This window comes from Leuconostoc citreum (assembly GCF_007954785.1).
Taxonomy (GTDB): domain Bacteria; phylum Bacillota; class Bacilli; order Lactobacillales; family Lactobacillaceae; genus Leuconostoc; species Leuconostoc citreum.
The window spans coordinates 56,201-83,007 of record NZ_CP042410.1 but is presented as its reverse complement, the minus strand read 5'-3'; the positions used below and the strand labels follow the sequence as shown (position 1 = coordinate 83,007).

Below are 26,807 nucleotides of genomic sequence, written 5' to 3'. Positions count from 1 at the left end.
CTCATCTCGGCTATTTTTAATACTTATACAACATGACGTTCGAACGCATCACTTGAAATGCCTTGAGCCAAAATTAGTTTGGCCCATTCTTTAGCAGAATGTAAGCTATGATCTTTATAGTTACCACAACTCTCAATTTCCGCAGCAGGTACCTCAGTAATATCATCACTGGCTATTTTTTCCAAGACTTTCTTAAAGACCTTGGCCAAAGTTTCTGAATCATAATTTACCCAAGAAATGACATGAAACCCAGTACGGCAGCCAAATGGCGACATATCAATAATACCATCAATTTCATCACGCACTAAGCCAGCAAAAAGATGTTCTAGCGTATGCAATCCCCCAGTTTCGATAGCCGTTTCATTAGGCTGGGTTAAGCGTAAATCGTAATTAGTAATGGTTCCACCATTTGGGCCACTTTGTGTCTCGATGACACGAACATAAGGTGCTTTAACCTTTGTATGGTCTAGTGTGAAACTTTCAACAACTGTTTCTGACATAATTTTCTCCTTTTAATAATGCGTTAACCTAAGTATACGCGCCTCGGTTAGCGACAACAAATGATATTATTTTTACCCTAAAGCTTGATCAGCAATGCTTTTGACCAAGGCTAACTTACGCCATTGATCAGCAATTGTTAAAATGTTGCCTTCTTCTGTTGATGAGAAGCCACATTGCGTGGATAGCGCTAACTGAGATCTTGGAATAATAGCTGCTGCCTCGTCAATACGCGCAATAACCTCTTGTGAGGATTCTAAATCAGCTGATTTAGACGTTAATAGACCTAATACAATTTCAACATTTGGCCGGTTATTGTAAATCGCTTTCAGTGGTTCAAAGTCACCTGAACGATCATTATCATATTCTAAGAAAAAAGCATCATAATTTAATTGTCCAAGATATTGAGCTACTGGTTGATAACCACCCTCAAATAAGTAAGTGGATTTGAAATTTCCACGACAAATGTGCGTCGATAACTTTAAATCTTCTGGCAAACCTGCTATGGCTTTATTAATGACATACACATCATCTGCTGCTATTTGTTCAAATGGCGCACGGCCAACTGGATCATCACGGTAAGCGTTGAGCTGTGCAATCAAGTAAGCCCAAGTTGTATCATCAAGCTGAATATAACGTGCACCCAAGTCATAAAATTGCTGCAGTGTATCATGGTAAGCTTGCGCTAAGTCATCGAGAAAATCAGACCAGTTGTCATAGTATTGTGCCCATGCATCTGACCGTTGATCGCGGTTGATAATCAAACTTGGCGACGGTATGGTTTGCTTAACTTCAATACCATCAGGTACAATGCGTTTTAAATAGTCAAAATCTTCAAAGAACGGATGCTTTAAATTAGCATGAACCTTGCCATTTAGTCGTATATTGGTTGATCGTGTTTTTTCACCATGAAATTTGTAAGAATCTACTTGATCGTAAAATTCAAAACCACCCAAGTTCCCTAGAAAATCGAGATGCCACCACGACCGATTAAATTCGCCATCAGTGACAGCCTTTAAGCCGGCAGCCACTTGCTGGGCGACAAGTTTTTTAATCTCAGCATGTTGTACTGTTAATAAATCTTCTTTTGAAATATCACCATTTGCGTATTGTTCACGCGCTATCTTTAAGTTTTCAGGTCGTAAATATGACCCCACTTGATCGAAATGATAGTTTAATTTTCCTGCCTGTGTCATAGTTATCATGCTCCTTTTTTTATCTTGTTTAATGCCTGATTTAAATCATTTATGAGATCATCGGCAGATTCTAATCCTACGGATAATCTGAGTAAACCAGGAGAAATTCCGTTTTCTAATAATTGTGTTGTTGTTAATTCTGCATGGCTCATTTTTGGCGGATAACTAATGATACTTTCGACACCACCCAAACTGACCGAGAATACAGGTATTTTCAAATTAGCAACAACAGTTTGTGCATTATGCTGGCTACCGACATCAAAGCTGAGAACTGCACCACCGTTTTTAGCCTGTGATAGCTGAATATCATAACCTTGATGCGTTGATAAGCCGGGATATAATATACGGCTAACTTTATCGTGCTGAGCTAAAAAAGTGGCAATTTTTTTAGCGGACTGACTGGATTGCGTCATCCGTACGGCTAACGTCTTCATACCACGCAACAGCAGCCATGTATCAAACACACCAAGGGTAGCACCAACCGCATTTTGAATAAAATAAATGCGATCAGCTAATGCTTTCTGTTTAACGACAACAGCACCAGCCAATATATCCGAATGACCAGCTAGAAACTTAGTCGCAGAATGGACAACAATATCAACACCCAAATCCAATGGTCGCTGCAAAAATGGTGATAAAAAGGTATTATCCGCAATTGTTAGCAGATGATGCTTTTTTGCGACAGCAACAATAGCTTTAATATCGGTAACTTGTAATGTTGGATTTGAAGGTGTTTCAATATATAATGCTTTCGTATTTGGCTTAATGGCTTTTGTAACAGCTGCCACATCAGCAAAGTCGACAAAATCATGTGTAATTCCCCATCGTGGTAGGATATCTTCTAGTACACGGAAAGTACCACCATAAACATGCTTGCTCACAACAATATGATCACCAGCAGATAAGGTAAACAAGACACTACTAATAGCTGCCATCCCCGTACTAAAAAGAAATCCATGCGTGCCATGTTCGAGTGTCGCAATTGCTATTTCGCCTGATGCACGTGTTGGGTTCCCAGACCGTGCATAATCAAACTCACCAAAATCATTAAAAGATGATTGATGAAAAGTAGAGCTGAGCTGTATTGGCGTATTGATGGCGCCAGATAATGGGTCATGTGTTGTTGCAACGTGAATAATATCTGTCCAATCACTCATAGTTTTGCCCCCACCACTGCTTGTTCAATATCTTCAAATATATCTAATTTGTTTTCCAAACCGGCACTAACACGGACAAGCTGGTCTGTTATGCCTAATGCTTCGCGCTTTTCAATGGTCATATCATGATGTGTTTGTATTGCTGGTATTGTAATTAACGTCTCTGGTCCGCCTAAACTTTCAGCAAACGAAGCAAGTTGTAATCGTGTTAAAAAGCGATTAACATCATATCCTTTAGCCAAATAGAAGCTTATCATACCGCCTACTCCTGCGTACTTTACACTAGTTATACCAGCTACATTCAGAAGTTTCTTAGCTAGATACTGGCCATTTTCATTGTGCCGTGCCATTCTCAGGTGCAAAGTTTTCAAACTACGAATCAGCAGCCAAGCACTAAAATTATCCAACACTTGTCCATGTGTTATGAGTGTATCCGTCAACTGTTTGGCAAGCAACTGGTTACCGGCAATGACCGCGCCAGCTAATAAATCATTATGTCCACCTAAATATTTTGTTGCAGAATGGACAACAATATCTGCCCCCAATGCTAAAGGCTGTTGAAAAATTGGTGTTAAAAATGTATTATCCACAGCAATCACAATATCTGGACTGACACGACGTACCTGTCTACATAACTCTACGATATCTATCACTTTCATCATTGGATTAGAGGGTGTTTCAAGCCAAATCAATCGCGTGTTCGACTGAAGCTTTTGCATCAGATGAGAAACAGTATCAAATGTGTCATAGGTGATCTGACTTTGAGATACAATGGCATCAAAATAACGATATGTCCCACCGTATAAATCATCACTCGTCAAAAAATGGTCGCCACTTTTAAGACAAGTTTCAAAAACTAAATCAATCGCTGACATACCCGAACTAGTTGCAAAAGCTTGCACCCCTTTCTCTAATAATGCAAGTTGTTGTTCAAGTACAGCTCGTGTCGGGGTGGTTAAACGTGCATAATCAAATCCAGTTGATTCGCCCAAACTAGGATGCCGATAAGCCGTTGAAAAATATAATGGCGTCACAATCGCACCAGTTTTGTCATCATCACTACCATTCCCTGCTTGTGCTAAAACAGTATCAATACTTAATCCCATATTCAAAGGCTCCTTTTATCCGAGTGCAGTGATGTAATCAACAGTTTCAGGCAAATGTTTCTGCATCAGCAATAGCTTAGTCCAATTGCCGAAAAAACTTTTAGCGCTTACATGCCATGTATTGTTAGGTTGACCAAAACTATCATAATTTTCTGGTTTTTGTGGTAGAACGCCTTGCTGAATATCCCTATAATATTCAGTTTGCAGGGTATTCGTGTCATATTCTAAATGCCCAGTGGTATAAGTGGAATGTCGCGATGCATCTCTTAACAACACTGTTCCTACTTGATTGTTCCCTGCAATCCTTAAGTTCTTGGACACATTGTCATCTGGAATTGTAAAATAACGAGAGTGTGGCATGATCAGCTGGTCAATATTCTGCACTAATTCTGGGTGTTGATTATCACTTGCCACACTTGCTTGATAGACACCAAAAATTTTGTGTACTACTGATTCAACCGGAAAATTTTTTTCAACGTAACCAGCACCATAGGCTGCCCAACAAGTAAATAAGCTTTCAGACACATGAGATTGACGCCAAAACAATAACTTCTGAAATTCAGACCAATAGTCAATTGATTCAAAGGGAACTTGATCAACTGGCGCACCAGTTACAATGAGACCGTCAAAGTATTCTTGCCAAATATCATCTAGCGTGACATAATGTCCTTTAATTAAATTACTCTCATGCTTCACTTTATGCGCAGTTGGCACTGCAAAAGTCAGCCTGATATTAATACGTTGTGATGCCAAATGTGCCACAAATTGTTTTTCTGTCTGTAATCGATTTGGCATTAAATTAACCACCAAAATATTCAACGTCGGTGCTAAAATATTAAATTCCCCCACAATTATTTTTTTTCTACGTAATAAGCCATTTTGCAATGTCACACTCACTGTTTACCCCTCCTGGTCCTGCTGTTAACAAAAAAATCCCGTAGTCTAGATTGCTAGACTACGGGACGTTCAATACACGTGTTACCACCCTGTGTTCATGTTGTGCTTCCGCACAACACCTTAATCGTACGCCTCAAAGTATTCGTCGAGAACATCTGTGAATACTTTTGGTTATACGTCGTGCGTTAACGAACACCCTCGATTTCAACTTACTACGTCACACATATGAGTGCTCGCTGGCTCATCTCCATAAAAAACTCCAAGACCATTTTCGACTATCCGCACTTACCCGCTTACACCAAATACGGGCTCTCTCATTAAGATTAAATAGTATACTTATCTCATCAACGTTTATGTTGTTTATACTTTAACGCAATATTTGTGTGATGTCAAACATTTTTCAAATCTTTTTTTTATTTTTATCATTTTAAACTCACAAACATAAAAAATATTATCCATTAGAATTTGTGGTATACTTTTCAAAAATAATGTCACTAAGGAGAATAACCATGTATCAACCTGTCAAAAATACCAACGCTGTTGTGACAGAAAATATTCACAAGCCTGGTCGTAATGTCATGTTTCTTTCAGCGGATTGGTGTGGCGATTGCCGTGCTATTAAACCATTCATCCAAAATATTAAAGACACTGTTAGCCAAACAGCAAACTGGTTCGATGCTGATCGTGATGATAACCTGGACGTTGCAACAGCATATAATTTACGTGGCATTCCATCTTTTGTTTTGTTTGAGAATGGTAAAGAAATATCTCGCATTGGCCACGGCGAGCGGCTCACACCAAAACAAATTCTCGATTGGTACCAAAGGACGTTGAATTAAAAAGACACATATAGGCTATGTGTCTTTTTTTAGTTATAAAATTTGACAAAACTCAATCGTTTCTTGATTCGGTCCCAAAATGTTAAAGTAACGTATGCCATTTTCCCAGAAAGTAGGGATACTTTGTATCTCTTGATCCACCAACATCAAACCAGCTGCTTTAACAGCTGCAAAGGCTTTATCAATGTCTGTTGCATTCAAAGATATGTGGTTAATTGCCCCCGCATGATTTATTGTATCGCCCTCCCATGTCTCAATAACGAGATTATTAAATTGCATGAAAGCACAACGACTGTCATTATTTCGAAATAAACCGGATTTTTTGAAGCCAATTGTTTCATAAAAGGCTATTGTTGCCTCTAAATTCTGAGTTGGTATGCCAACATGTTGTATCCCAGTAAAATAGTCATTGATTGCCATGAGTTTCTCCATTTCGTTCAATCATTCAATATCGTGCTTGATTTCAGTTGCAAAATAGTAACTGACTAAAGCAAATGCTACGGTAGGGACGATAAATGATAGTTGCATCGAACCCACCGCATCCGATACAAGTCCTTGGATAGCTGGTACCACAGCACCACCAACAATAGCCATGACCAAAATGGCACCTGCTGTCTCGGTATGACGCTTATCTGCGACGTTATCAAGGGTATGCGCATAGATAGTTGGCCACTGTGGTCCAAAGAAGAAGCTGGCGCCAACGGCTGCATAAACAGCAATCATACCCTGGGCAAATGTTGCCAGCAGTAGTGATAAGGTCCCTAAAATTGAATAAGCAGTCAATACTTGCGTCGGCTTAATTTGAGTAAATAGCCATGTCGCTACAACCTTTCCAAGGAAAAAGACAATATATGAGTAAATCATAAAATTAGACGCTTGTGCATCAGAAATACTGTGATTCATCACCAAAGCTAGACGAATGGTAAATGACCAAACTGCTGTCTGCATGCCGACATAGATAAATTGCGCTAAAATACCTTTTTTAAACCGATAATTATGAAACAAATAAGCAATGGACTCACTAAAACGCACTTTAGCGTGTTTCGTTTCATCCACAATTGGCTTAGCACTTGGCATTTTAGTAAAGGCCAAGACAATCAACATCGCAATCAAGACAAACAAAATGTATTTATACGGTTGCAAGGTCAACTGCAACATTTTTTCACCGTATGCAATTCGTTCTGCACCTTGCATACCAGACATTTTCTCTGATAAATTGCCCACAGAACCAAAAATCAAATACTTACCCAACAAAATACCCGTAATACTACCTATTGGGTTCAAGATTTGTGAAATATTCAAACGTAGGTTAGCATACTTTTTGGGACCCATCATGGAACTATATGTATCACTTGCTGTCTCAAGAAAGGACAAGCCAATCGCAATCGCAAAAATCGCCACTAAAAACATTGAGTAAGTTGCTACACGTGAAGCCGGAAAAAATAACCCTGCGCCCAAAATATAGGCGACTAACCCTGTCATTATCGTTACTTTATAAGACGCTTTGCGAATCACAAAGCTCGCTGGAATTGCTACCAGAAAATAACCGCCATAAAATGCAGACTGAACAAAAGCTGTCGCTGCATCATTTAATTCAAAAACAGTTTTGAACTGCGTAATTAAAATATCATTCAAACTTGCTGCTGTTCCCCACAACGGAAACATAAGTGAGACAACGACAAATTGGAAAATTGGTGTCTTTTTCAGATATCCATCTGCTAATTGCCCAAAATCATGATGATGCTTAGCACTTTTGCTAACAGTATTAATCATGCTACTTCTCCTCTAGTAGAAACAAGTGTTATCACTTGTAAGCGTTTACAAGTTTTAATGATAGCACATCACTCTTATTAATGAAAGCCCTTTCATATGTTTTACTAATATATTTGAAAATCCGTTGAAAAGTATCAAAAAACACCATTACATCGATAATTATCGACGCAATGGTGTTTTTAACTCATATTATTTTTCAGTGTTTTTTATGAAGCTTTGTACGACATCAGCAGGAATGGCAAAGCCCATGCCTTCTACACTTGTCCCGTTGTCTGAAGCGGCTACTTTTGAAGAATTAATTCCAATTACTTGCCCATTTAAATCAACCAAGGGGCCCCCTGAATTACCAGGATTAATAGCAGTATCTGTTTGGATCACTTGCTCTGTATTACCGCCAGTCTGTTGACTTGTTAAATCACGGCGAGGAGCAGATATAATACCACTGGTTACTGAAGTGGCATATTGTGAACCTAACGGCGAACCAATGGCTAAGACCGGCTGTCCCGATTGGATATTCTTCGTATCGCCAAATGGTGCAACCGTTTTAATTGCATCTGTCTTGGCTTTAATGAGAGCCAAATCTTTTTGTTGATCAGTCCCTACAATAGTTGCTTTGATTTTTTCACCACTAGCCGTGATGATTTGTAATGCATCGGAATTAGCCACGACATGATTGTTAGTAATCATGTAGACATAACCATTATCAATTTTATAAACAACACCTGACCCTTCTGATGCTGTTTGAACGGCCCCATTTGGGTTATTTTGCTTAGGTTTTTGTCCGAATAATGCAGCAAAACCATCTGTTGGCTGCGCTGTCTCTCTTTTCATATTCTGAACTGTAACAACAGCATCTTTAACTTTATTGTAGGCTGTCGTTGCTGTGTCTTGGCTTTTATAAGATGTCTTAGCTATGGTTGCTTGCCCTGTGACATTAGCTTTTTTCTCAATTGCTGGTTCTCTTTGAAACCACGAGTTTGGCTGCGTGCCTGAATAAACAACTCCGCCACCAACAATTGCCGAAACGGCAGCCACGACAATTAAACTATGTTTCATAACGACCCTCCTAAGATAAAAGTAGTATAGCGTGACAAGTTTTACTGAATATTAAAGTGGTAAGGTAATTCTAAAAACGGTGCCTTTCGGCTGATTGTCTGCTACAGTAATTTTACCACCGTGTGCCCTGACAATCCATTCTGCAATAGATAGTCCCAGACCTGTACCACCCGTTTCGCGACTGCCCGTTTTATCTTCACGATAAAAGCGGTCAAAAACATGCTTTTTGGCTTCATCGCTAATACCGCGCCCCGTATCAGCTACTGTCAAAACAAACTTACGTTTTTCAATGCTAGCAGCAATTGCTACCGTGGCACCTGCTTCTGAATATTTCATAGCATTATCGACTAAAAGTACAATTAACTGATGAATGCGCTTTTGATCAATATAAATGGGCTGATTAACATGTGCAGAAAGTAATACCTGCTTGCCATCAAATTCTGCCATTTCTTGATAAGGTGCTAAAATACGAGACAAGAAATCGGCGATATTAGTCGGTTCTTTTTCAATACGCGTCATATTGGATTCTGACTTTGCTAATGTGAGCATATTGTTCGTTAAGGACGTTAGACGTCGTACTTCTGATAGCGACAAGATAATGGCATTCGACTGCTCGCGGACTGTTGATTCTGGGTGCGTCAACATATTTTCTAGTTTACCTTGAATGACTGCCATCGGTGTTCGTAATTCATGTGCCGCGTTATTAACAAAATCTTGTTGCTGTTGCCAAGATTTAATGATTGGTTTCATATTTTTAAGGCTAATCCAATATGAGACCATCAATGCGAGTAGACCAAAAGTACCAAACGACCACAAAATAACTTTTTTGAAGTGGTTCAGGTTAAAAATTGTATCATTCACATTGACAGTGATAATCCCATACTTAACAAGTTGCCCACTATTATTACGGGTATTGTCAATAAATTCTACGCTAGCGACACGATAGTAATTACCTTCTATTTGTACTGTCTTGGGTCTTGACGAGATAAAATTACCACGATATTTGAACTGCTTGCGGTAGATCTCTTGTAATGATTCTGGTATACGGTCATCTAACAAGAGATGTTTGTCTTTATCATAAACCCAAACATCCGCCAATGTATTAGATTGTAGCAGCATTGGTGATTTACGGTTAGTATCTTCCGAATCCCTTAATGCCCCTGCTAAATTAAACTGTTTGATTTGTTGGGTAATGGCAGAATCAGAATTCTGAAAAATTGTCCGTGTGTACGACCAATAAATCACCCCACCAAGAACTGAGAAAATAACAAAAAAACTCGCAATCAAAAGTAAAAATCCGCGAATTTGTTGTTGTTTATTAATGACATTAGGCATCATCAACCTCTAAAATAAAACCGATGTTACGTAATGTTTTTATCAAATCATTTTGCCCGACAGCTTCTAATTTACGTCTAAGATTGTTCAAATAAATATTGACAACATTAATCGTCGTATCTGAATCAATTCCCCACACACGGTCAAAAATTTGATCTCGTGTCACAATAATGTTCTTGTTTTGAGCTAAATAAGTTAAAATATCAAATTCCTTACCCACTAATTTAACCGGTTGACCATGAACTTGTACCCCGCGATTCTCCAAATTAATGAGTACATCACCAACAGTTATCATGTTATCTTCAGAATAGACACCTGCTCGGCGCAATAATGCCTTAACACGTACTAGTAACTCTTCACGATAGAAAGGCTTTGTCAAGTAATCATCAGCACCAACATTGAAACCTTCAATCTTATCATCCAAAGAACTTTTAGCCGTTAAAATTAAGACAGGCGTCTCAATATCATTGTCTCTCAAGTGCTTAATCACCTCTAGCCCATTTTCGCCAGGTAACATTAAATCACAAATAATTAAGTCATAAGGGGATTCTTGTCCCTCGTATTCCCCATCTAATCCATTGGTTACAACATTAACATCCGCAAAATCTTGCAAAAAGCCCACAATATTATCTGCGAGATTAGCATCATCTTCGATTAATAAAATTTTAATTGCCTTTGACATTTTGCATCTCCATTGTAGCGTTATGTTGTTTTTATTGTACTTGTTTCTGATTAATAGAAGATTAAAAACAACTGACACAATAAATTTATATCCTACCATTAATAGTAGCATATTCAACCGTTGTAATGGTTAACGCATTTATTATACGAAAAGAATCTTGCTTAGTAACAGACATTCTTTTGCAGTTTAGTGAGATAACACATCTTTCTCAGAGAGCTTTAGTACACGCCACAACGTTAAGGCAATAATCCATGTTACGGCAAATATTGCCACTAAAATAATCCCTAATTTATTGAAATCTAAAGCTTGTGCCCAATCGGTCAAACTATTATGCCAATTAAGCATCACACTGATTGACTGAATGAAATCAACAAAACTAATAAAGCCTGCAGCCATAATCGAAATACCTGTCAAAATCAAGTTATAGTAAACCTTACGATACGATGACGACACAATCCAAGTATAGGTGGTACTCATGAAAAAACCATCCACTGTGTCCATCAAACACATACCAGCTGTAAATAACAGCGGGAAAGCAAGCGTGGTATACCAGGCAATGCCTGCATTTGCAGCCGTCGCTGATGTCGCTAATACGGCAATTTGCGTCGCTGTGTCAAAACCCAAACCAAACAAAAAGCCAACAATTGCAACTTGCCAGTTGTGTTTAATTAATTTTAGCAACTTTAAAAAAAAGCGATAGATTGCTGATTGCTGATATCGTTCATCAGTCGTGTGTTGCTGTCCACCACGCCCAATATGCCTAAACTCTCGCCAAATACCACGCATAATAAACGTATTAACAATCGTCAATAATAACAGCATAACAGCAGCTATCATTGTCCCAAAAACACCGCCAATTTGCTCAAAAATCGGCATGGATTGCTTCGCCCACGCCACAAATAAAACCGTCAACAATGCCATTAAAACAACCACCATTGAATGTCCAAATGAAAAACTAAAGCCCACACCACGTGTATTTTTGCCATCGTTCAGCATTTTACGTGTCATATTATCAATCGCTGCAATGTGATCAACATCAAAGGCATGACGCAACCCAAATGTAAAGGATAAATAAGCCATTCCTATGATTTCAGGATATTTTGCAACACCTGACATTAGTAGCAAAATACCAGCTACTAAAATGAGTAAAATAAAGCTACTATACCGTAGAATATCGGTTTGTAATGTGGTGCGGTGCTGTTTTTCTATCATACTATTCTCCTAATTGTTCTGTTGCCCACTTAATAATAGAAACCATGTCGGTAATCCCAGGTAGTGAAAATATCACTCATGTGTTTCATAATTTTATCAACATCTAATCCCTTACGAATAACAATAGGTGCTGGTTGCACGCCCACACGACCATGCTGTTCTGGAATAAGGTGCCCTTTGTCATCAACCATTGAAACCATAACACCTTGTTCGTAGCGTGTATCAACTGTTTTATCAGGTTGAATGCTAGCAACATAGTCATTAGCTTCAATAATTAAGTCTGCTGCCCGCTCAATCTGTTCCCCAATACCTGTGACAAGTCCGCGGTTCCCTTTGCCTGATGGGTTTGCTGAACTCGCAAACGAAAACTTATGGTAAGTTTCCCACATTGTCTTGGCAATTTTTTCGCTTGGTTTACCAAACTTAATCACAAAACAACTCGTCTCACGTTGATCCATCATCAATTCTTGACTGCCATCTGCTGGAATCATGGCCTTACCGGCCGCTTTCCATGGCAAAATGCATCCAAGCAAAATATCGTCATCCCAATGTTTTTGGTACATTTGCTCAATTTCGGGCGTCATTTCTGCCAATGCTTTGACTTGTGCCATTGAGCCACATAAAACAACCCCAGGTTTATTTCGTCGACGATTTTTTGCAGAAAATTTGCGTTCTAATCCTTGCTTATCAGAAGTCATAATAATGTAACCAACCTTTGTTGGACTAACAATCATGCCCCCTGCTGCTTTCAAAATCGTGATGGCCTCTTCTTGAACACCACCGTTCCATGTTATTGTTTTTGTAGTTGTAGTTGTTTCTGACATTTTCAATACTCCTTTTAGTTCATTGTAGATTTTTTCGTTTCTGGTCCCCAGATGGCGACAAGTGTTGCGTCCATGCTCTGTTGCAAGACAGTTGCACGATTCATCTGGTTTCCTCCTAATCAAAGTTTGGTTGTTTTTTTTCAAACGCTGTAATGGCTGCTTCAAATTTCATTGTGACATCGATATCATCTTCACCATTAATAAACTTTGCTTGCCACTGCGGATTAATATCAAAGTGAAATTGATTATTGTTATAAGTGACTATTTGATTTGGCAAATCAATCGTTATTGTTTCATCAGGTTTTATATCACGTAAAATTTGTCGTTCTGCTTCTGGTAACACAATAGGTAGTAACCCATTTTTAGTGGCATTCATATAAAAAATATCTGAAAAGCTGCCACCTATCACCGCACGAAAGCCATAATCAGTAAGTGCCCATACCGCATGTTCGCGCGACGAACCAGAACCAAAATCAACCCCAGTAATCAGTACAGTAGCACCAGCATGTTCTGGCTTATTGAGCTCAAATTTCGGGTTTATTTTGCCATCTGCAAGATAGCGCCAATCATAAAATAAATGTGGCCCAAACCCCGTTTTCAATATATTTTTCAAAAACTGCTTTGGTAAAATGATGTCGGTATTAATACTGTCGTTTGGGATCACCACCGCACGACCTGTTGCTTTAATAAATGCTTCCATAGACGCCCCCCTTAAATCAGATTTCTGTAATATCAACAAAGTGTCCGGCAATACCCGCAGCAGCAACCATTGCTGGTGAAGCCAAATGTGTACGAGAGCCAGCCCCTTGTCGCCCAATGAAATTACGGTTAGACGTGGAAGCCACATGCTTGCCGGCTGGTATTTTATCTGGATTCATCGCCAAACATGCTGAACACCCAGGTTCTCGCCATTCGCAACCCGCCGCTTCAAAAATTTTAGCAATACCGGTTGCAATCGCACGATTACGAATGGCGCGACTCCCTGGCACAATCCATGCTGTGATATTGGGTGCCAAATGCTGCCCTTTCATCATGGCAGCAGCGATTGCCAAGTCTTCGTAGCGACTATTTGTGCAAGAGCCAATAAAAATATAGTCTAGTGGAATATCGGTCACTGGTATTCCTGGCTCTAAACCAATATAATCGTATGCTGCGCGATCATTATCATCTCTTATTTCCGGTAATATTTGATTTACTGCAGTTGCCATCCCCGGATTTGTTCCCCATGTTACCATCGGCTTAAGGTGACTGACATCAAAAGTGATAATCTCATCGAAGGCCGTTTCATCGTCTGTATAAAATTGCGACCAATAAGCCTTAGCCGAGTCAAATTTTTTTGGTGCAAACTCTCGACCGGCTATATAATCAAATGTGGTCTGGTCTGGCTTCACCATCCCAGTTTTTGATCCTGCTTCAATTGACATATTACATAGTGTCATCCGTGCAGCCATAGACAGCGCCTCAATCGTTTCACCATAAAATTCAATCGCATAACCGGTACCAAAAGAGACATCATGTTCTGCAATAATAGCCATAATAATATCTTTAGCATAAGTATTTTTTGGCATTTCACCTGTTACTTTAATGCCCATCGTTTTTGGTTTAACTTGCCAAATCGTTTGCGTAGCCATCACATGTTCAACTTCAGATGTACCAATACCAAACGCAATGGCGCCAAATGCACCGTGTGTAGCTGTATGTGAATCCCCACAAACAATGACTTTTCCCGGTTGTGTTAGCCCGCGCTCTGGACCAACAACATGGACAATGCCTTGCTTATCATCACCAATTGAAGCCAATGGCACCCCAAACTCTTGCGCATTTTTTACCAAAGTATCCATTTGTAAACGAGACATTTGGTCCTCAATATTAAAAATGTCTTTTGTTGGTACATTATGATCCATTGTGGCAAAGGTTAAATCTGGTCGTCGTAATTGCCGCTTTGTACTACGCAAACCATCAAACGGTTGTGGTGAAGTCACCTCATGAATTAAATGTAAATCGACGTAAATCAGTTGTGCCTCACCCGGCTCACCAGCCACTACATGCGTATTCCAAATTTTATCAAATAGTGTTTGCTTCATTGCTTACCCTCTCTCACATGTTGAATAGATTGAATCACGTAGTTAGTTACTGTGAGCGTTGTATCATGACCACCCATATCAGGCGTCATAACCTGAGCATTAATGGCAGCCGATACAGCATCAGTAATTTGCCTGGCCAAGTTCACTTCCCCAAAACTTTCGGAAAGCATCATCGCTACAGCATGAATCATTGACATTGGATTCGCAATACCTTTTCCGGCGATATCTGGCGCCGATCCGTGAATTGGCTCATATAAATTCGGCCCGCCTTGACCAACTGACATTGAAGGTATTTGTCCGATAGACCCAGTAATTTGTGCTGCCTCATCACTGAGAATATCACCAAATAGATTCGGCGTGATAATCACATCAAAGGCTGTAGGTTTAGCAATAATAGCCATCGACATAGCATCGACATAATAATAATCAACATAAATATCCGGGTAGGATTTTGCCACTTCTGTTGCAATTTGACGCCACAATTTAGACGTTGCCAGCACATTTGATTTATCCACAATCGTGACATGTTGTCGTCGTTTTTCGGCAAGTTGAAAGCCTGTCTGCATGATTCGAGTGATTTCAGAAGTACTGTAATACATAGTATCTTTTGCAAAGTCTGCTGCTAACACACGGGGTTCACCAAAGTAAGCGCCTGACGTTAATTCACGTACAATCACAAAGTCGGTGTCTGCAACGTACGATTGTTTTAGTGGTGAACGCGCAATTTGTGCTGCTGTGATATGCGTTGGTCGGATATTTGCGAACAATCCTAAAGCCGATCGCATACCAAGTAATCCCTCTTCGGGTCGTTTCGTTGCGTCATCCCATTTAGGACCACCAATCGCGCTCAATAAGACGGCATCCGATTGTTTCGCTACTTGAATCGTTTTTTCAGGTAGCGGATCGCCCACACGGTCTATGCCATCCCCACCAAAAGGCAGGTCGATTAACTCATATTTAAAAGTAGAACCCGCCGTCGCAGCTTCTAAAACTGCCAGCCCTGCAGCCATAATTTCCGGTCCAATGTAATCGCCTTTTAATATCGCTATTTTTTTGATGTCACTCATGAATGGCCCCCATCATCTTGTTGGTTTGAATCATGGTCATCATATCTTGCATTTGTTGATCGGAAACCGTTGATGTTTTTTCAGCAATACGCTTAAAAATAGGTAGAATGGTCACCATATCTTGACGAGAAATATGATATCCCAGAGAGAGCAACTGATTCATGACAGCATGCGAACCGGATAGTTTTCCTAGTGGTAATGAGGCTTGCGTCCCGACCATTTCCGGTCTCAAGATTTCATAAGTTTCAGGATTCTTAAGATACCCATCTTGATGAATGCCTGACTCATGTGCAAACGCGTTACGCCCCATGATGGGTTTATTTTTAGCTACCGGCATGTGAGTGGCCTGAGCAACAATATCCGAAATGTGCTTTGATTGCTCTAAAATAATTGCTGTTTGTTTCGCAAAAGTTTGTCGTCGAACATAAATAGCTGCAGCAGCCTCAATAATATCGACATTCCCCGCACGCTCACCTATACCGTTAATTGTGCCTTGAATTTCTGTAGCCCCGTGCATAATACCTGCCAATGCATTGGCGTTAGCCATTCCCAAATCATTGTGTGTATGTGTGGCCCAAGTCACTTGATCAAAATCTCGTACATGTTCGCGTAAATACTCAAACAGTTCACCATATTCATATGGTGTGGCGTAGCCTACGGTATCCGGTATATTAATCATCGTTGCGCCGGATTCAATGGCTGCTTGAATCACGCGCGCTAAAAATTCTGGTTCAGTTCGCGTGGCATCTTCTGGTGAAAAAATTATTTCTGACATCATTGTTTTTGTGTAGTGAATATCTGATATTACTTTTTCAATAATTTCTGAAGGCGACATATGTAGCTTATAGGTACGATGCACTGGTGATGTGGCAATAAAAACATGGATCATGGGGTGCTTTGCCTGCTGTGTGGCTGCAACCACGGCATCAATGTCTTGACGCACAAGGCGCGCAAGACCAACAACCTTAGCTGTGTGTACTACCTTTGAAATTTCTACCACAGCATCAAAGTCTTTCTCGGATGCTGCTGGAAAACCAGCCTCAATAGCAGACACCCCATATTTTTCTAGTGCTTGCGCTAATTTTATTTTTTCATCAATCGTAAAATTTACCCCTATGGTTTGTTCTCCATCACGCATGGTTGTGTCATAAAAAGTGATTTGATTTGTCATTTTGACCCCCTTAGTCATAAAAAAATCCCAAACCTGCCGTTAAACGGCTTGTTTGGGATTATCACATGTCCTCGTCAGCCAGCCGTTAGAGTTTAACTTAACCCAACAAACCAGCCTTAAAAGCCCAACTTGTTAGGAGTTTCTAAGCAAGTTGAGAAGGCGCACTGCACTATTATTTATTTGTGTTGTCATGCTACTCATCATGTGATTTTTTTCCTTTTCATTTAATAAACTCATCATAATCATTTTATGTCTCAACGGCAAGCAATTATATCAAAATATGCCAAATGGATATAATATCACGCATTATTTTAAGCCTAATGCCATTTTAGCGTAACGTGACATGCGATCTATGGTCCATGCTGGTTCCCACTGCAATACAATTTCTGTCGTATTAACTTCTGGTAAAATTTTAAGCGCATCGTCAATCATCGTTTCTAATACTGATGTTAACGGACATCCCATTGTCGTTAACGTCATATTAATGATGACATGTCCATCTTCTTCATAGGTAACCTGATTGATTAAACCAAGATTGACAATATCAATCTGTAATTCAGGATCAACAACCATACGCAACTGTGCCATAATAGCTTCTTCAATTGTAGCCATTTAACCCACCGATCCAATCATTTCAAATTTCATGAGACGATTTAATTCTACAGCATACTCCATTGGCAATTCTTTTGTGAAGGGCTCCACAAATCCCATAACAATCATTTCTGTGGCTTTTTCGGGAGAAATACCACGACTCATAAGATAATAAAGCTGTTCTTCAGACACACGTGATACTTTAGCTTCATGTTCCATCGATACATTGCCATTCAAAATGGTATTATAGGGAATCGTATCAGCAGATGACTGGTCATCCATCAAAATCGTATCACATTCAACATGGGCAAAAGACCCATCAGATTCACGGCCAAATTTAATCGTGCCACGATAATCCGTTGCACCGCCATCATGAGCTATTGATTTAGACACTATCGACGAAGAGGTGTTTTTAGCATGATGAATCATTTGCGCACCAGAATCTAGTGTCACCCCTTGTCCAGCAACAGCAATGGACAGCATGGTTCCTCGCGCGCCTTCACCTTCCAAATAAACTGATGGATACTTCATGGTTGTTTTTGAGCCAAAATTGCCATCCACCCACTCCATTGTGGCATTTTCATGTGCAGCAGCACGCTTAGTTTCTAAAGAATAAACGTTATTTGACCAGTTTTGAATGGTTGTATATCGGCAATAGCCGTCTTTTTTAACAATCACTTCCACTACGGCCGCATGCAATGCATCACCAGAATACATTGGTGCCGAACACCCTTCAACATAGTCAACATGTGCCCCCTCATCAACAATAATTAGTGTGCGCTCAAACTGTCCTTCATTCGCTGTATTAATTCTGAAATAAGATTGAATGGGCGTAGTGACATGGACACCTTTTGGCACATAGATAAAAGTGCCACCTGACCATACTGCCGCATTCAAGGCCGCTAATTTATTATTGGTCGGTTTTACTAACGAACCAAAATAAGTTTTCACTAACTCTGGATATTCTTGTACTGCTGTATCTGTATCCGTGAATACGATACCTGTTTTTTCAAATTCAGCTTTCATCCGATGGTAAACAACTTCCGATTCGTATTGTGCTGAAGAGCCTGCTAGCCAACGCCTCTCAGCTTCTGGCACACCCAACCTTTCAAAGGTTTGTTTCAAAGTATCTGGTACGTCCTGCCAATCACGATATTTTTCATGTGTTGGTTTATTATAATAATAGATAGCATCAAAGTCGATGTCACTTAAATCTGGTCCCCAAGTTTGCATCGGCATATCTAAATAAGATTGATAAGCACGTAACCGATAGTTAAGCATCCACTCTGGTTCTTTTTTCTCAGCAGAAATCGCGCGAATAACTGATTCGTTAAGCCCACGTCCAGTTGAAAAAACAGCCTGATAATCATCTTGACGGCCTAATTCGTCTATTTTTTTGGTTTGAATTGCTATTTTTGTGTGTTCCAATGCTTCTTGGCGGTCAATTTCCATGACACTATTCCTCCTCAATTTGTTGTATTAACAGCGACAATGCGTGCCATGGCAACGTGGCACACTTCACACGTGCTGGAAACTGTGTGACGCCAGCTAACATTTGTGCATCCCCCAACATTTTATAGTCACCATCATCTCCTGTCACCATACGCGAAAATAATTTGATTTGTTCTTTAGTGGTGACTAACGATTGCGCAATAATAAGGTCCATCATTATTGATGCTGAAGCCGTCGAAATAGCACATCCCTCACCATCGAAATGGCAAGCAACTATTGTTTGATGTTCAACTGTCAGCGCTAACCGAATAATATCCCCACAAGTTGGATTATACTGTTCAATTTGACAACTATCCGCTTTTGTCACTGGTGCTTTGTGGTGGGGATGTTGGGCATAATCAAGTACAGCTTGTCGATAAATTTGATCTAAATTATGCAAAGTCATTTTTTAAAGTAATCCTTTATTTCCTTTATTGCAGCAACAGTGTCATCAATATCGTCAAGCGTATTATACACATAGAAACTCATGCGCACCGTTGCAGCTACGCCTAAATAACGCATTAGTGGCTGCGCACAGTGATGCCCAGCACGTACTGCAATACCCAATTGATCTAATGCCGTGGCTAAATCATGTGCATGTACGCCTGCCATGTTAAAAGTAATAATCCCTGTTTGGTGGACATCATCAGCACCATAAACCGTAATAGCATCAATTTTATGTAATGACTCTAATGCGTATTGTATTAGTTGTTGCTCATATTTGGCAACTTCCACCATATCTAATGTCAGTAGATAATCAATTGCAGCACCCAAACCAATGGCTCCAGCAATATTAGGTGTCCCAGCCTCAAATCGCCAAGGCAATGGTTGAAAATGAGCGTCATTTTGTGAAACAGTTGTTACCATTTCACCACCAAATTGCGCAGGTGGTATGTGTGCCAAAAGGTCACGTTTGCCATATAAGACGCCAATTCCTGTTGGACCCATCATTTTATGACCTGAAAAAACAAAAAAATCAGCATCTAATTGTTGCACATCAATTGGCATGTGGGGTACAGATTGCGCACCATCAACCAACAATACTGCGTGTTGAGCATGAGCCAAAGCTGCGATTTGTTTAATTGGGTTAACAACACCCAACACATTTGACGCCTGTGTGATAGAAACAATTTTAGTACGTGCCGTAATTTGTTTGTCTGCATCGTGCATATCTAATGTGCCATTGGCAGCTAACCTAATATATTTTAGGGTTGCACCACGTTGTTTAGCAAGTTGTTGCCACGGCACAATATTGGCATGGTGCTCCATATAAGAAATAACAATTTCATCACCGGGATTGATATGCGTCATACCGTAAGTTTGCGCAACCCAATTAATCGCTTCGGTTGTACCACGCGTAAAAAGAATTTCTTCACGTCTCTTAGCATGGATAAAATGTTGTACTTTATCTCGTGCTAATTCGTAAGCAGTGGTGGCTCGTTGTGATAAATCATAAATACCACGATGAACATTTGCATTGTCATGGGTATAGTATTGGTTCAAAGCTGCCAGTACGCTTGCTGGTTTCTGAGATGTTGCTGCACTATCCAAATACACTAGTCGATGTTGGTTGACCTGTTGTGCCAAAATAGGAAAATCTGATGGTTTAATTTTCATTTTTTAGTTTCTCCGCAATCGCATTAATAACAGCTTGCTGTGCTCTGTTTGTCGGTATTTCTGCTAAAACATTACCCATAAAACCGCGAATAACTAGTTCTCGTGCCAATTTTTCACTCAAACCACGACTCATTAAGTAATACATTTGATTTTCATCAACGCGACCAACTGATGCTGCATGCCCAGCAGTGACATCATTTTCATCAATGAGGAGCAAAGGGTTTGCATCGCCACGTGCCCGACGTGATAGCATCAATACACGTGATTCTTGTTGTGCATCAGAACCCTTGGCACCCTTAATGATTTGTCCGATACCGTTAAAAACCAAGGTTGAATGATTCAAAATGACACCACGTTGATAAATATGACCAAGTGAATGACGGCCACGATTAACCATGTTCGTCATAAAACCCTGCGTCTGTTTATGGTGGGTCATCGCCATAATATTCGCATGTGAAACAGCCCCCTCACCATTCAAGTGACTCACTAATTTGGTCACCACTTGGCCATCATTAAAAGCCACATTTGACCAATCTAAGGTAGCATGGTCACGAATATCAGCTTCACGATGAATGTAAGCTGTTGTTTTGCCAGAGAACGCGTCTAGATTAGCATAGTGAACCGAAGCGCCAACGTCAGCAATCACTTCAACGACAAGCGATGCTTTTGTTGTGTCAGAGCCTATTGTGTGGGCTGATTGTAAAATAGTGACTGATGACTGACGACCAACATAAACTAATACCCGCGCAATATAATCATTTCCGCCAACCGATAATTGGTTCAAATTAAGATGGATCACGTCTTTAATCACTGTATGGTCAGGCACATAAAGTAGGATGCCTGTGTTAAATTTCTGGGCATTTTGCGCTGTTAGTCGATCAGTGTTATTGGCAATGACTTGTCCTAACAGCTTATCCAATTGTTGCGGATAACGTGATTGAGCAGTATTGATGTTGGTCAGCAACACGCCTTGCGCAACAAGATATTTTGGTAAATAATAATAGCTCGTTGCTGTTCCACTTACTTCAATGCCTAATTCGTCTGTTAAAAAATGGGACGTTGCGCTCTGTGCCTGAGAAGGGTTCATTTGATCTAACTGCCAAGTACGATACTTCACCTTGGTAAATTCAGGCAAGGGTAGACTTTCTTCATTCATGCTTCACCGCCACAAGACGATCAGCGTCTTCGTCAGTTAACACAATATCCAGTCCAAGTTCATCACGTAAACCAGCATAGCCCTCCAGCTCTAACTTTTTTGCCAAATCTGCAGTACCCGTTTTAACAATTTTGCCACCCATCATAACATGGACAAAATCTGGGACAATGTAATCTAATAACCGTTGATAATGTGTAATCATTAATGTGCCAAAGTTATCTGAGCGCATATGGTTGACACCTCGTGACACAACTTTCAAGGCATCAATATCTAGTCCTGAATCAATCTCATCTAAAATAGCAATTTTAGGTTGAATCATCATCATTTGTAAAATTTCATTTCGCTTCTTTTCACCACCTGAAAAACCTTCATTGAGATAGCGTTCTGCCATTTCCGATGTCATCGATAAAAACTCACGTTGACGATCTAAGGTCTTTAAAAATGTCATAATACTCATCTGATCGGATTCAGGTCGTCGCGCATTGATGGCTGCACGCATGAATTCCGCATTAGTGACACCCTGAATTTCTGATGGATATTGCATAGCCAGAAATAAACCCGCCCGTGCGCGTTCATCAACAGCCATTTCTGATAAATCTTGTCCATCTAAAGTAATGCTTCCCGATGTTACCTGGTAAGCTGGATGTCCCATGATAGCTTGAGACAATGTTGATTTTCCGGTACCGTTTGGCCCCATAATGGCATGCATTTCGCCAGTATGAACTGTTAAATTCACGCCTTTTAGTATTTCTTTGCCACTGACTGCCACATGTAAATTCTTAATTTGTAATGTTGTCATTGTTTTCCCCCACTTTGTTGATTTATTTTGTCTAATATCCACTGGTTGCCATGCATTTTAGCCAAGCAACACGCATTTTTAGTTAGTTCGGTTACAACGAAATGCTGACTAGACCACGTCGGACTAGCATCTATTATTAACCAAAAAAAATTTTCTAAAAATGCTGTTTGATCATATTGATTTGATAAAGCAATACCCTTTGCCGCCGTAGTGACTGATGCTTGAGTATGTTGCATATCTCGTTGTGACATAGCAATGGTGTAAATTGTCATGATTTTCACAATGCTATACTCACCAGACATTATACTATCTTTTCGTTCTAACAAGTCGGACACTATTTGTCCTGCTTCCTTTGTGCGCCCAATTAATTGATAATAATACGCCGTAATCGCATAAAAAAAATAACATTGCGCCGTCGTTAACTTACTAACTACGATTGTTTTCAATAATTTTTTCGCCTGTTTTGTGTTTTTTGTCACTAATACCACTTTAAAGTAACGACACAATTGAAGTAACTGATATCCCGCCAAAGAAAACTGTCTCACATCACAAGTTCTAACAACTGTTTCAAATAACATATCATTTTGGCTACTTAATGCTCTAAAAATTTGTTGTAAAAGATATTCTTCTTGGCGCTTGTTCGAATTCTCAATAATAAAAATATCATCTAAGGTCAGATTAAGTCGTGAACAAAGTGCACTTGTTATTTCTAGAGAAGGTGTCTGCTGTTGATGCTCAAATTTCGACAAGGTTGCTTGGGTACAAATGCCTGCCGATAAGGCCACTTGTGATATTTTTAGCTGTTTACGTGTATTTATAAATTTATCAATATCTACAATCATCTTTTCTCCTAACAAAAAAGCATTCTAACTGCTGATCAGTTAGAATGCTTTTCCCATCAACTAACTGTCTACGTACTTACCAGATACCGTAGACAGTGCTCAAAATGCCTACTCATTAGGAAATGAGTAGGTTGAGTTGCTTTTTCAATTGCTTAATATATTTCATTGCCATGTTGCTGTCCCCTATGCAATTAGAAAAATGTTATTAATATGAGATATTTTATAATTTTAAGATGCAAATGTCAATAAAAAAACGCAATCTGCGTTTTTACTTTTTTGGCCCTGCCCATTTCGGCTTACCTTTATCTTTTGATGCTTTAGCACGCTTTTTCTTTTTTGGCTTTTCAGAAATAACATGGTTTATGTCGGATTGAGGTGCTTTAACGTATGCCGACTTTTTGACATTCGAATCTCTAGCGGTTAACTTTGCACGAGATGGCGATGCTGCATTACCAACTTGTACCGATGTCTTTTCTGTCGTCTTGTCAGGAAAATCATTCACTGCCTTCACTAAGGCAAAATCGTCTCCTAATTCGTGTTTGAGATTACGAATATCATGATCATTGCCGAGATTCAGTACTCGCCCTGGCTTACCCATTCTACCAGTCCGACCAGCACGGTGGATATAAGTCTTTTTTCGTTGTGGTAGTTGCGCATTAACTACCAGTGGTAAATCATCAATATCTAAACCTCTGGCCGCAACATCGGTCACGAGTAATAACTTAACGTCACCTTTCTTAAAGAGACGCAATGCATCTGCACGTTGTACCTGTCGTTTGTCATTACTACCGATGCTCATCACACTGGCATGTGCGTGACGCAGTGTTGCCTGCATATTCACCAGACCACTAATTGTATTAAAAAATACCAGAGCCTGTTGGTTGTGTCGCGCTAATTGAATGAGTATATTTGCTTTGGCCTTTTGATCAACATATTGAAACTCATGGCTTATTGCTGCTGGCGCATCTGTACCAACTGAAATAGGTTTGACCATCTGATTAAAAGTGTCTGAAACATATTTCAAATCAACACCAGAAGTCGCCGAAAAGAGGCCTAGTTGTACTTTTTCTGGCAATTGAGTTGCTAATTCTTGCAAACTATCATGCCGTTCGTCATTTAGCATGGCATCTGCTTCATCAAAGATAACAGTCTGAACCATCCCCAATTTTAGCGTACCACCCGCAGCCATCGTCAATACACGACCGAGCGTACCGATAACAACATGTGGCTTATCTTTTTTCAATTTATCTGCCTGTCGACGGCCATTGGCACCACCAATCAGGCTCGTAACAGTTACCCCAATCGTAGCGCCCCACTCTCGCGCAACAGACGTTGTCTGCATAGCTAATTCTTGGCTGGGTGCTAAAATCAACACTTGTGTGCGTTTTGCGTTTGTATCTATACGCGACAAAATTGGTAATAGAAAAGCCAATGTTTTCCCAGTACCCGTTGGTGCCAATCCAAAAACACTTTCGCCATCTGTTAAACGTTCCCAAACTGCATCTTGGATTGGTGTCGGTTTGTCAAATACTTGATTAAATTTTTCCTGTAACTCTGGTCTAATAGCCATTAATTTATTATTCTTTCTGGTCTGCTGGGAATTCAATCCCCGCAGACGAACGCAAATCAAACAATGTTTGGTTGACTTGTTTTGCAAGTTGGAACCACTGATTATATATCACGTGATTACCTACTGGATCATTGATGACATTGGCAAAGTCTTGTGCCTCACGAATCATAGGATTATCATCAGGTGTTTCCCCGATATTTTCAGTCTGACCCTCACCATCATAATAAGTGACATGCTCTAGTTCGGCTATATTTGACGTTGAAATGGTTTCTTTTAAACCATAAAATTCACTAGGCAAATAAGAGTTAGCATTCTTACCGAAAATAACCGTCACATTATATTTATCATAGAATAGGTTTGCTGTACCACGGGCATCGGCCCCATTTGCCAGTAATATTGGTAAATATTGAACAGCTTTTGGTGTACCAAACAAGGCAATAGCAGCATATATTGGATAAACACCTAAATCATACAAAGCGCCCGCACTAAACTCACGTGTCAAGACATTTGGTTCTTTGCCAGCTAGATAGGCATCAAATCGTGATGAATACTTTTGATAGACTAGTGTTGCCCCTTGTATTTCTGATAACTCACCAATGGTCTGCGCGATAATTTTAAAATTCGGTTGATGAATATGCCTTGCTGCTTCGAAGTAACGAACGTCTGCATGTTGAGCGAGTAATTGTTCAATCTCAGAAAATTCAACAGGATTACTTGTTGTTGGTTTTTCAACAATCACATGCACATCAGCTGCAATCGCCGCCTTTGATTGCTCAAAGTGCAAAGCATTAGGTGAAGCAATGTAAACGACATCAATGTCTGCATATAAATCACTTAAAGTTGTGACAACAGTTGCATCTTCAATCCTTAAGTCAGCTAAAAATTTTTCCCCACTGTCTAACGAGCGTGAATAAACTGTCGTTAATACATACTCATTGGTTGCCAATGCCGCTTCTACGAACATTTTGGTAATCCAATTTGTCCCAATAATACCAAGTTTTATCATTTTATCTCCTTAAATTGTTGTCTTGTACCATTAAATACACTGGTTGGCATTTTAACAGCCTTCAAGCCCTTACCAATTGTATGATCTTCACTATACTGAATAAATTGATTTGCTGTTGCTCTATTATCAGTATTATCTGCAATTAACCAATATTTTGTCTTTTTGATGACTTGGTTTAATTGTTGTTGCACGTTAGGTGTCGTGTAAATGACAATATCGCGATTATAATGTGTAGACAGCGACTGAATAAGTACGGCTAATCGTTCTTTGCTGCTTTTCGTAGCAATTTGATCATTAGTTACATAAATGGCAATTGGTAATTGCCCAATATTATTGCCAACTTTATCAATGAAATATTGTGCCTGTGTTGCAGCGTCAACACTCGCATCATATACTTGAATACTCCCGACTTTCAAATGTGCCCCTTGCGCGCGGTCATAGCTTGCCTGGTAACCATCATCTGCAAAAGTAACCCCTGAAGTTGCACGCAAGTAGGTAAAATCAATGCCATTTGTTGCTAGATTATTATAATCCACATAACCTGAAGTTTGGTTAATGGCAACACCTTGAACACTAAAACCACTTGGTGCCGTGTTTTTCACAACAGTAATTGGTGGTTTGGCCATTAGCCAAATGACAATTGTTGCTATAATACCAACAATAATAATTAGCCAGGTAATGAGCGACAAAGATTTTTTAGTCTTAACTTTTTTTGGGGTTTCAGTGTTATTTGTCATAATATTAATTATACAAAATTTCTTAGCCAAACGCTCATAAAATACATTAAGCTTAGGTCACAAATATCACAGTAGTTGATGTCTTATATTTTTCATGAGAT

27 protein-coding genes are annotated in these 26,807 nt (G+C 39.7%); 1 reads left to right on the top strand and 26 read right to left on the bottom strand.

The window, feature by feature from the left end:
• Positions 1–23: 23 nt before the first annotated feature.
• From FGL72_RS00455 to FGL72_RS00435, 5 genes are all read right to left on the bottom strand, one after another.
• Complete coding sequence (locus FGL72_RS00455) at positions 24–500, bottom strand: S-ribosylhomocysteine lyase (protein WP_004899110.1); 477 nt, start codon at positions 498–500, stop codon at positions 24–26.
• A 72-nt stretch (positions 501–572) separates the two neighbouring features.
• Positions 573–1,694, bottom strand: coding sequence for a vitamin B12 independent methionine synthase (locus FGL72_RS00450; protein ID WP_012305419.1), 1,122 nt, complete (start codon positions 1,692–1,694; stop codon positions 573–575).
• Between the two features lie 5 nt (positions 1,695–1,699).
• Positions 1,700–2,851 (bottom strand): trans-sulfuration enzyme family protein, encoded by a 1,152-nt coding sequence (locus FGL72_RS00445; RefSeq protein WP_004905483.1) that lies wholly within the window; start codon positions 2,849–2,851, stop codon positions 1,700–1,702.
• The gene (locus tag FGL72_RS00440) at positions 2,848–3,957 is read right to left on the bottom strand and encodes a trans-sulfuration enzyme family protein (RefSeq protein ID WP_085699567.1); all 1,110 of its coding nucleotides are present in this window, start codon (positions 3,955–3,957) and stop codon (positions 2,848–2,850) included. The genes FGL72_RS00445 and FGL72_RS00440 overlap by 4 nt, the downstream gene beginning before the upstream one ends.
• Before the next feature lie 15 nt (positions 3,958–3,972).
• Entirely contained in the window at positions 3,973–4,854 is an 882-nt protein-coding gene (locus FGL72_RS00435) for a homoserine O-acetyltransferase/O-succinyltransferase family protein (RefSeq protein WP_004905477.1), read from the bottom strand.
• A gap of 509 nt (positions 4,855–5,363) precedes the next feature.
• On the opposite strand from FGL72_RS00435, the gene FGL72_RS00430 reads away from it, so the two are divergent.
• Positions 5,364–5,693, top strand: coding sequence for a thioredoxin family protein (locus FGL72_RS00430; protein WP_004905475.1), 330 nt, complete (start codon positions 5,364–5,366; stop codon positions 5,691–5,693).
• 33 nt (positions 5,694–5,726) lie between these two features.
• Here FGL72_RS00430 and FGL72_RS00425 read toward each other — a convergent pair whose 3' ends face one another.
• The 21 genes from FGL72_RS00425 to FGL72_RS00325 all read right to left on the bottom strand — a co-directional run bounded on the left by FGL72_RS00425 (position 5,727) and on the right by FGL72_RS00325 (position 26,706).
• Positions 5,727–6,113: a VOC family protein gene (locus FGL72_RS00425; RefSeq protein WP_085699564.1), complete on the bottom strand. Its 387-nt coding sequence runs from the start codon at positions 6,111–6,113 to the stop codon at positions 5,727–5,729.
• Positions 6,114–6,134: 21 nt separating this feature from the next.
• Positions 6,135–7,466: an L-fucose:H+ symporter permease gene (gene fucP / locus FGL72_RS00420; protein ID WP_004905471.1), complete on the bottom strand. Its 1,332-nt coding sequence runs from the start codon at positions 7,464–7,466 to the stop codon at positions 6,135–6,137.
• 189 nt (positions 7,467–7,655) lie between these two features.
• Positions 7,656–8,522 (bottom strand): S1C family serine protease, encoded by an 867-nt coding sequence (locus tag FGL72_RS00415; protein ID WP_004899126.1) that lies wholly within the window; start codon positions 8,520–8,522, stop codon positions 7,656–7,658.
• Between the two features lie 51 nt (positions 8,523–8,573).
• The gene (locus FGL72_RS00410) at positions 8,574–9,857 is read right to left on the bottom strand and encodes a sensor histidine kinase (protein ID WP_004899127.1); all 1,284 of its coding nucleotides are present in this window, start codon (positions 9,855–9,857) and stop codon (positions 8,574–8,576) included.
• A complete protein-coding gene (locus FGL72_RS00405) occupies positions 9,850–10,539 on the bottom strand; it encodes a response regulator transcription factor (protein WP_004899129.1) in 690 nt (229 codons plus the stop codon). The genes FGL72_RS00410 and FGL72_RS00405 overlap by 8 nt, the downstream gene beginning before the upstream one ends.
• Positions 10,540–10,725: 186 nt before the next feature.
• Entirely contained in the window at positions 10,726–11,751 is a 1,026-nt protein-coding gene (locus FGL72_RS00400) for a HoxN/HupN/NixA family nickel/cobalt transporter (RefSeq protein ID WP_085699562.1), read from the bottom strand.
• 29 nt (positions 11,752–11,780) lie between these two features.
• Positions 11,781–12,575: an L-threonylcarbamoyladenylate synthase gene (locus FGL72_RS00395; protein WP_133286002.1), complete on the bottom strand. Its 795-nt coding sequence runs from the start codon at positions 12,573–12,575 to the stop codon at positions 11,781–11,783.
• A 115-nt stretch (positions 12,576–12,690) separates the two neighbouring features.
• The gene (gene leuD / locus FGL72_RS00390) at positions 12,691–13,275 is read right to left on the bottom strand and encodes a 3-isopropylmalate dehydratase small subunit (RefSeq protein ID WP_085699560.1); all 585 of its coding nucleotides are present in this window, start codon (positions 13,273–13,275) and stop codon (positions 12,691–12,693) included.
• 16 nt (positions 13,276–13,291) lie between these two features.
• Positions 13,292–14,659 (bottom strand): 3-isopropylmalate dehydratase large subunit, encoded by a 1,368-nt coding sequence (gene leuC / locus FGL72_RS00385; protein WP_085699558.1) that lies wholly within the window; start codon positions 14,657–14,659, stop codon positions 13,292–13,294.
• Positions 14,656–15,726, bottom strand: coding sequence for a 3-isopropylmalate dehydrogenase (gene leuB, locus FGL72_RS00380; protein WP_085699556.1), 1,071 nt, complete (start codon positions 15,724–15,726; stop codon positions 14,656–14,658). The genes leuC and leuB overlap by 4 nt, the downstream gene beginning before the upstream one ends.
• Positions 15,719–16,897 (bottom strand): 2-isopropylmalate synthase, encoded by a 1,179-nt coding sequence (locus FGL72_RS00375; protein WP_085699554.1) that lies wholly within the window; start codon positions 16,895–16,897, stop codon positions 15,719–15,721. The genes leuB and FGL72_RS00375 overlap by 8 nt, the downstream gene beginning before the upstream one ends.
• Positions 16,898–17,203: 306 nt before the next feature.
• On the bottom strand, positions 17,204–17,509 hold the full coding sequence (locus tag FGL72_RS00370) for a metal-sulfur cluster assembly factor (RefSeq protein ID WP_004899151.1): 306 nt from the start codon (positions 17,507–17,509) through the stop codon (positions 17,204–17,206).
• Entirely contained in the window at positions 17,510–18,940 is a 1,431-nt protein-coding gene (gene sufB / locus FGL72_RS00365; RefSeq protein WP_085699552.1) for a Fe-S cluster assembly protein SufB, read from the bottom strand.
• A 4-nt stretch (positions 18,941–18,944) separates the two neighbouring features.
• A complete protein-coding gene (gene sufU / locus FGL72_RS00360) occupies positions 18,945–19,385 on the bottom strand; it encodes a Fe-S cluster assembly sulfur transfer protein SufU (protein ID WP_004899158.1) in 441 nt (146 codons plus the stop codon).
• Positions 19,382–20,596 (bottom strand): cysteine desulfurase, encoded by a 1,215-nt coding sequence (locus tag FGL72_RS00355; RefSeq protein WP_085699550.1) that lies wholly within the window; start codon positions 20,594–20,596, stop codon positions 19,382–19,384. The genes sufU and FGL72_RS00355 overlap by 4 nt, the downstream gene beginning before the upstream one ends.
• Positions 20,586–21,752 (bottom strand): Fe-S cluster assembly protein SufD, encoded by a 1,167-nt coding sequence (gene sufD, locus FGL72_RS00350; RefSeq protein ID WP_004899173.1) that lies wholly within the window; start codon positions 21,750–21,752, stop codon positions 20,586–20,588. The genes FGL72_RS00355 and sufD overlap by 11 nt, the downstream gene beginning before the upstream one ends.
• Positions 21,745–22,551: a Fe-S cluster assembly ATPase SufC gene (sufC, locus tag FGL72_RS00345; RefSeq protein WP_004904397.1), complete on the bottom strand. Its 807-nt coding sequence runs from the start codon at positions 22,549–22,551 to the stop codon at positions 21,745–21,747. Before sufC ends, sufD begins: the two co-directional genes overlap by 8 nt.
• Positions 22,548–23,393 (bottom strand): helix-turn-helix domain-containing protein, encoded by an 846-nt coding sequence (locus FGL72_RS00340; protein WP_085699548.1) that lies wholly within the window; start codon positions 23,391–23,393, stop codon positions 22,548–22,550. The genes sufC and FGL72_RS00340 overlap by 4 nt, the downstream gene beginning before the upstream one ends.
• 268 nt (positions 23,394–23,661) lie before the next feature.
• The gene (locus FGL72_RS00335) at positions 23,662–24,963 is read right to left on the bottom strand and encodes a DEAD/DEAH box helicase (RefSeq protein WP_085699546.1); all 1,302 of its coding nucleotides are present in this window, start codon (positions 24,961–24,963) and stop codon (positions 23,662–23,664) included.
• Positions 24,964–24,970: 7 nt separating this feature from the next.
• Positions 24,971–25,969, bottom strand: a complete 999-nt coding sequence (locus FGL72_RS00330) for a Gfo/Idh/MocA family protein (protein WP_085699544.1) — start codon at positions 25,967–25,969, stop codon at positions 24,971–24,973.
• The gene (locus FGL72_RS00325) at positions 25,966–26,706 is read right to left on the bottom strand and encodes a GH25 family lysozyme (RefSeq protein ID WP_004904401.1); all 741 of its coding nucleotides are present in this window, start codon (positions 26,704–26,706) and stop codon (positions 25,966–25,968) included. The genes FGL72_RS00330 and FGL72_RS00325 overlap by 4 nt, the downstream gene beginning before the upstream one ends.
• Positions 26,707–26,807 lie beyond the last annotated feature (101 nt).

What these genes read in the sequence shown, in the direction of transcription:
- leuD (WP_085699560.1), bottom strand. Translation starts at nt 13,275, where the DNA reads ATGGAAGCATTTATTAAAGCAACAGGTCGTGCGGTGGTGATCCCAAAC.
- FGL72_RS00405 (WP_004899129.1), bottom strand. Translation starts at nt 10,539, where the DNA reads ATGTCAAAGGCAATTAAAATTTTATTAATCGAAGATGATGCTAATCTC.
- FGL72_RS00375 (WP_085699554.1), bottom strand. Translation starts at nt 16,897, where the DNA reads ATGACAAATCAAATCACTTTTTATGACACAACCATGCGTGATGGAGAA.
- FGL72_RS00355 (WP_085699550.1), bottom strand. Translation starts at nt 20,596, where the DNA reads ATGAAAATTAAACCATCAGATTTTCCTATTTTGGCACAACAGGTCAAC.
- FGL72_RS00395 (WP_133286002.1), bottom strand. Translation starts at nt 12,575, where the DNA reads ATGTCAGAAACAACTACAACTACAAAAACAATAACATGGAACGGTGGT.
- fucP (WP_004905471.1), bottom strand. Translation starts at nt 7,466, where the DNA reads ATGATTAATACTGTTAGCAAAAGTGCTAAGCATCATCATGATTTTGGG.
- FGL72_RS00430 (WP_004905475.1), top strand. Translation starts at nt 5,364, where the DNA reads ATGTATCAACCTGTCAAAAATACCAACGCTGTTGTGACAGAAAATATT.
- FGL72_RS00450 (WP_012305419.1), bottom strand. Translation starts at nt 1,694, where the DNA reads ATGACACAGGCAGGAAAATTAAACTATCATTTCGATCAAGTGGGGTCA.
- sufD (WP_004899173.1), bottom strand. Translation starts at nt 21,752, where the DNA reads ATGAATGAAGAAAGTCTACCCTTGCCTGAATTTACCAAGGTGAAGTAT.
- FGL72_RS00410 (WP_004899127.1), bottom strand. Translation starts at nt 9,857, where the DNA reads ATGCCTAATGTCATTAATAAACAACAACAAATTCGCGGATTTTTACTT.
- sufU (WP_004899158.1), bottom strand. Translation starts at nt 19,385, where the DNA reads ATGACTTTGCATAATTTAGATCAAATTTATCGACAAGCTGTACTTGAT.
- leuB (WP_085699556.1), bottom strand. Translation starts at nt 15,726, where the DNA reads ATGAGTGACATCAAAAAAATAGCGATATTAAAAGGCGATTACATTGGA.
- FGL72_RS00335 (WP_085699546.1), bottom strand. Translation starts at nt 24,963, where the DNA reads ATGGCTATTAGACCAGAGTTACAGGAAAAATTTAATCAAGTATTTGAC.
- FGL72_RS00415 (WP_004899126.1), bottom strand. Translation starts at nt 8,522, where the DNA reads ATGAAACATAGTTTAATTGTCGTGGCTGCCGTTTCGGCAATTGTTGGT.
- FGL72_RS00440 (WP_085699567.1), bottom strand. Translation starts at nt 3,957, where the DNA reads ATGGGATTAAGTATTGATACTGTTTTAGCACAAGCAGGGAATGGTAGT.
- leuC (WP_085699558.1), bottom strand. Translation starts at nt 14,659, where the DNA reads ATGAAGCAAACACTATTTGATAAAATTTGGAATACGCATGTAGTGGCT.
- FGL72_RS00425 (WP_085699564.1), bottom strand. Translation starts at nt 6,113, where the DNA reads ATGGCAATCAATGACTATTTTACTGGGATACAACATGTTGGCATACCA.
- FGL72_RS00445 (WP_004905483.1), bottom strand. Translation starts at nt 2,851, where the DNA reads ATGAGTGATTGGACAGATATTATTCACGTTGCAACAACACATGACCCA.
- FGL72_RS00455 (WP_004899110.1), bottom strand. Translation starts at nt 500, where the DNA reads ATGTCAGAAACAGTTGTTGAAAGTTTCACACTAGACCATACAAAGGTT.
- FGL72_RS00400 (WP_085699562.1), bottom strand. Translation starts at nt 11,751, where the DNA reads ATGATAGAAAAACAGCACCGCACCACATTACAAACCGATATTCTACGG.
- FGL72_RS00370 (WP_004899151.1), bottom strand. Translation starts at nt 17,509, where the DNA reads ATGGCTACAATTGAAGAAGCTATTATGGCACAGTTGCGTATGGTTGTT.
- FGL72_RS00330 (WP_085699544.1), bottom strand. Translation starts at nt 25,969, where the DNA reads ATGATAAAACTTGGTATTATTGGGACAAATTGGATTACCAAAATGTTC.
- sufC (WP_004904397.1), bottom strand. Translation starts at nt 22,551, where the DNA reads ATGACAACATTACAAATTAAGAATTTACATGTGGCAGTCAGTGGCAAA.
- FGL72_RS00340 (WP_085699548.1), bottom strand. Translation starts at nt 23,393, where the DNA reads ATGATTGTAGATATTGATAAATTTATAAATACACGTAAACAGCTAAAA.
- sufB (WP_085699552.1), bottom strand. Translation starts at nt 18,940, where the DNA reads ATGGAAATTGACCGCCAAGAAGCATTGGAACACACAAAAATAGCAATT.
- FGL72_RS00325 (WP_004904401.1), bottom strand. Translation starts at nt 26,706, where the DNA reads ATGACAAATAACACTGAAACCCCAAAAAAAGTTAAGACTAAAAAATCT.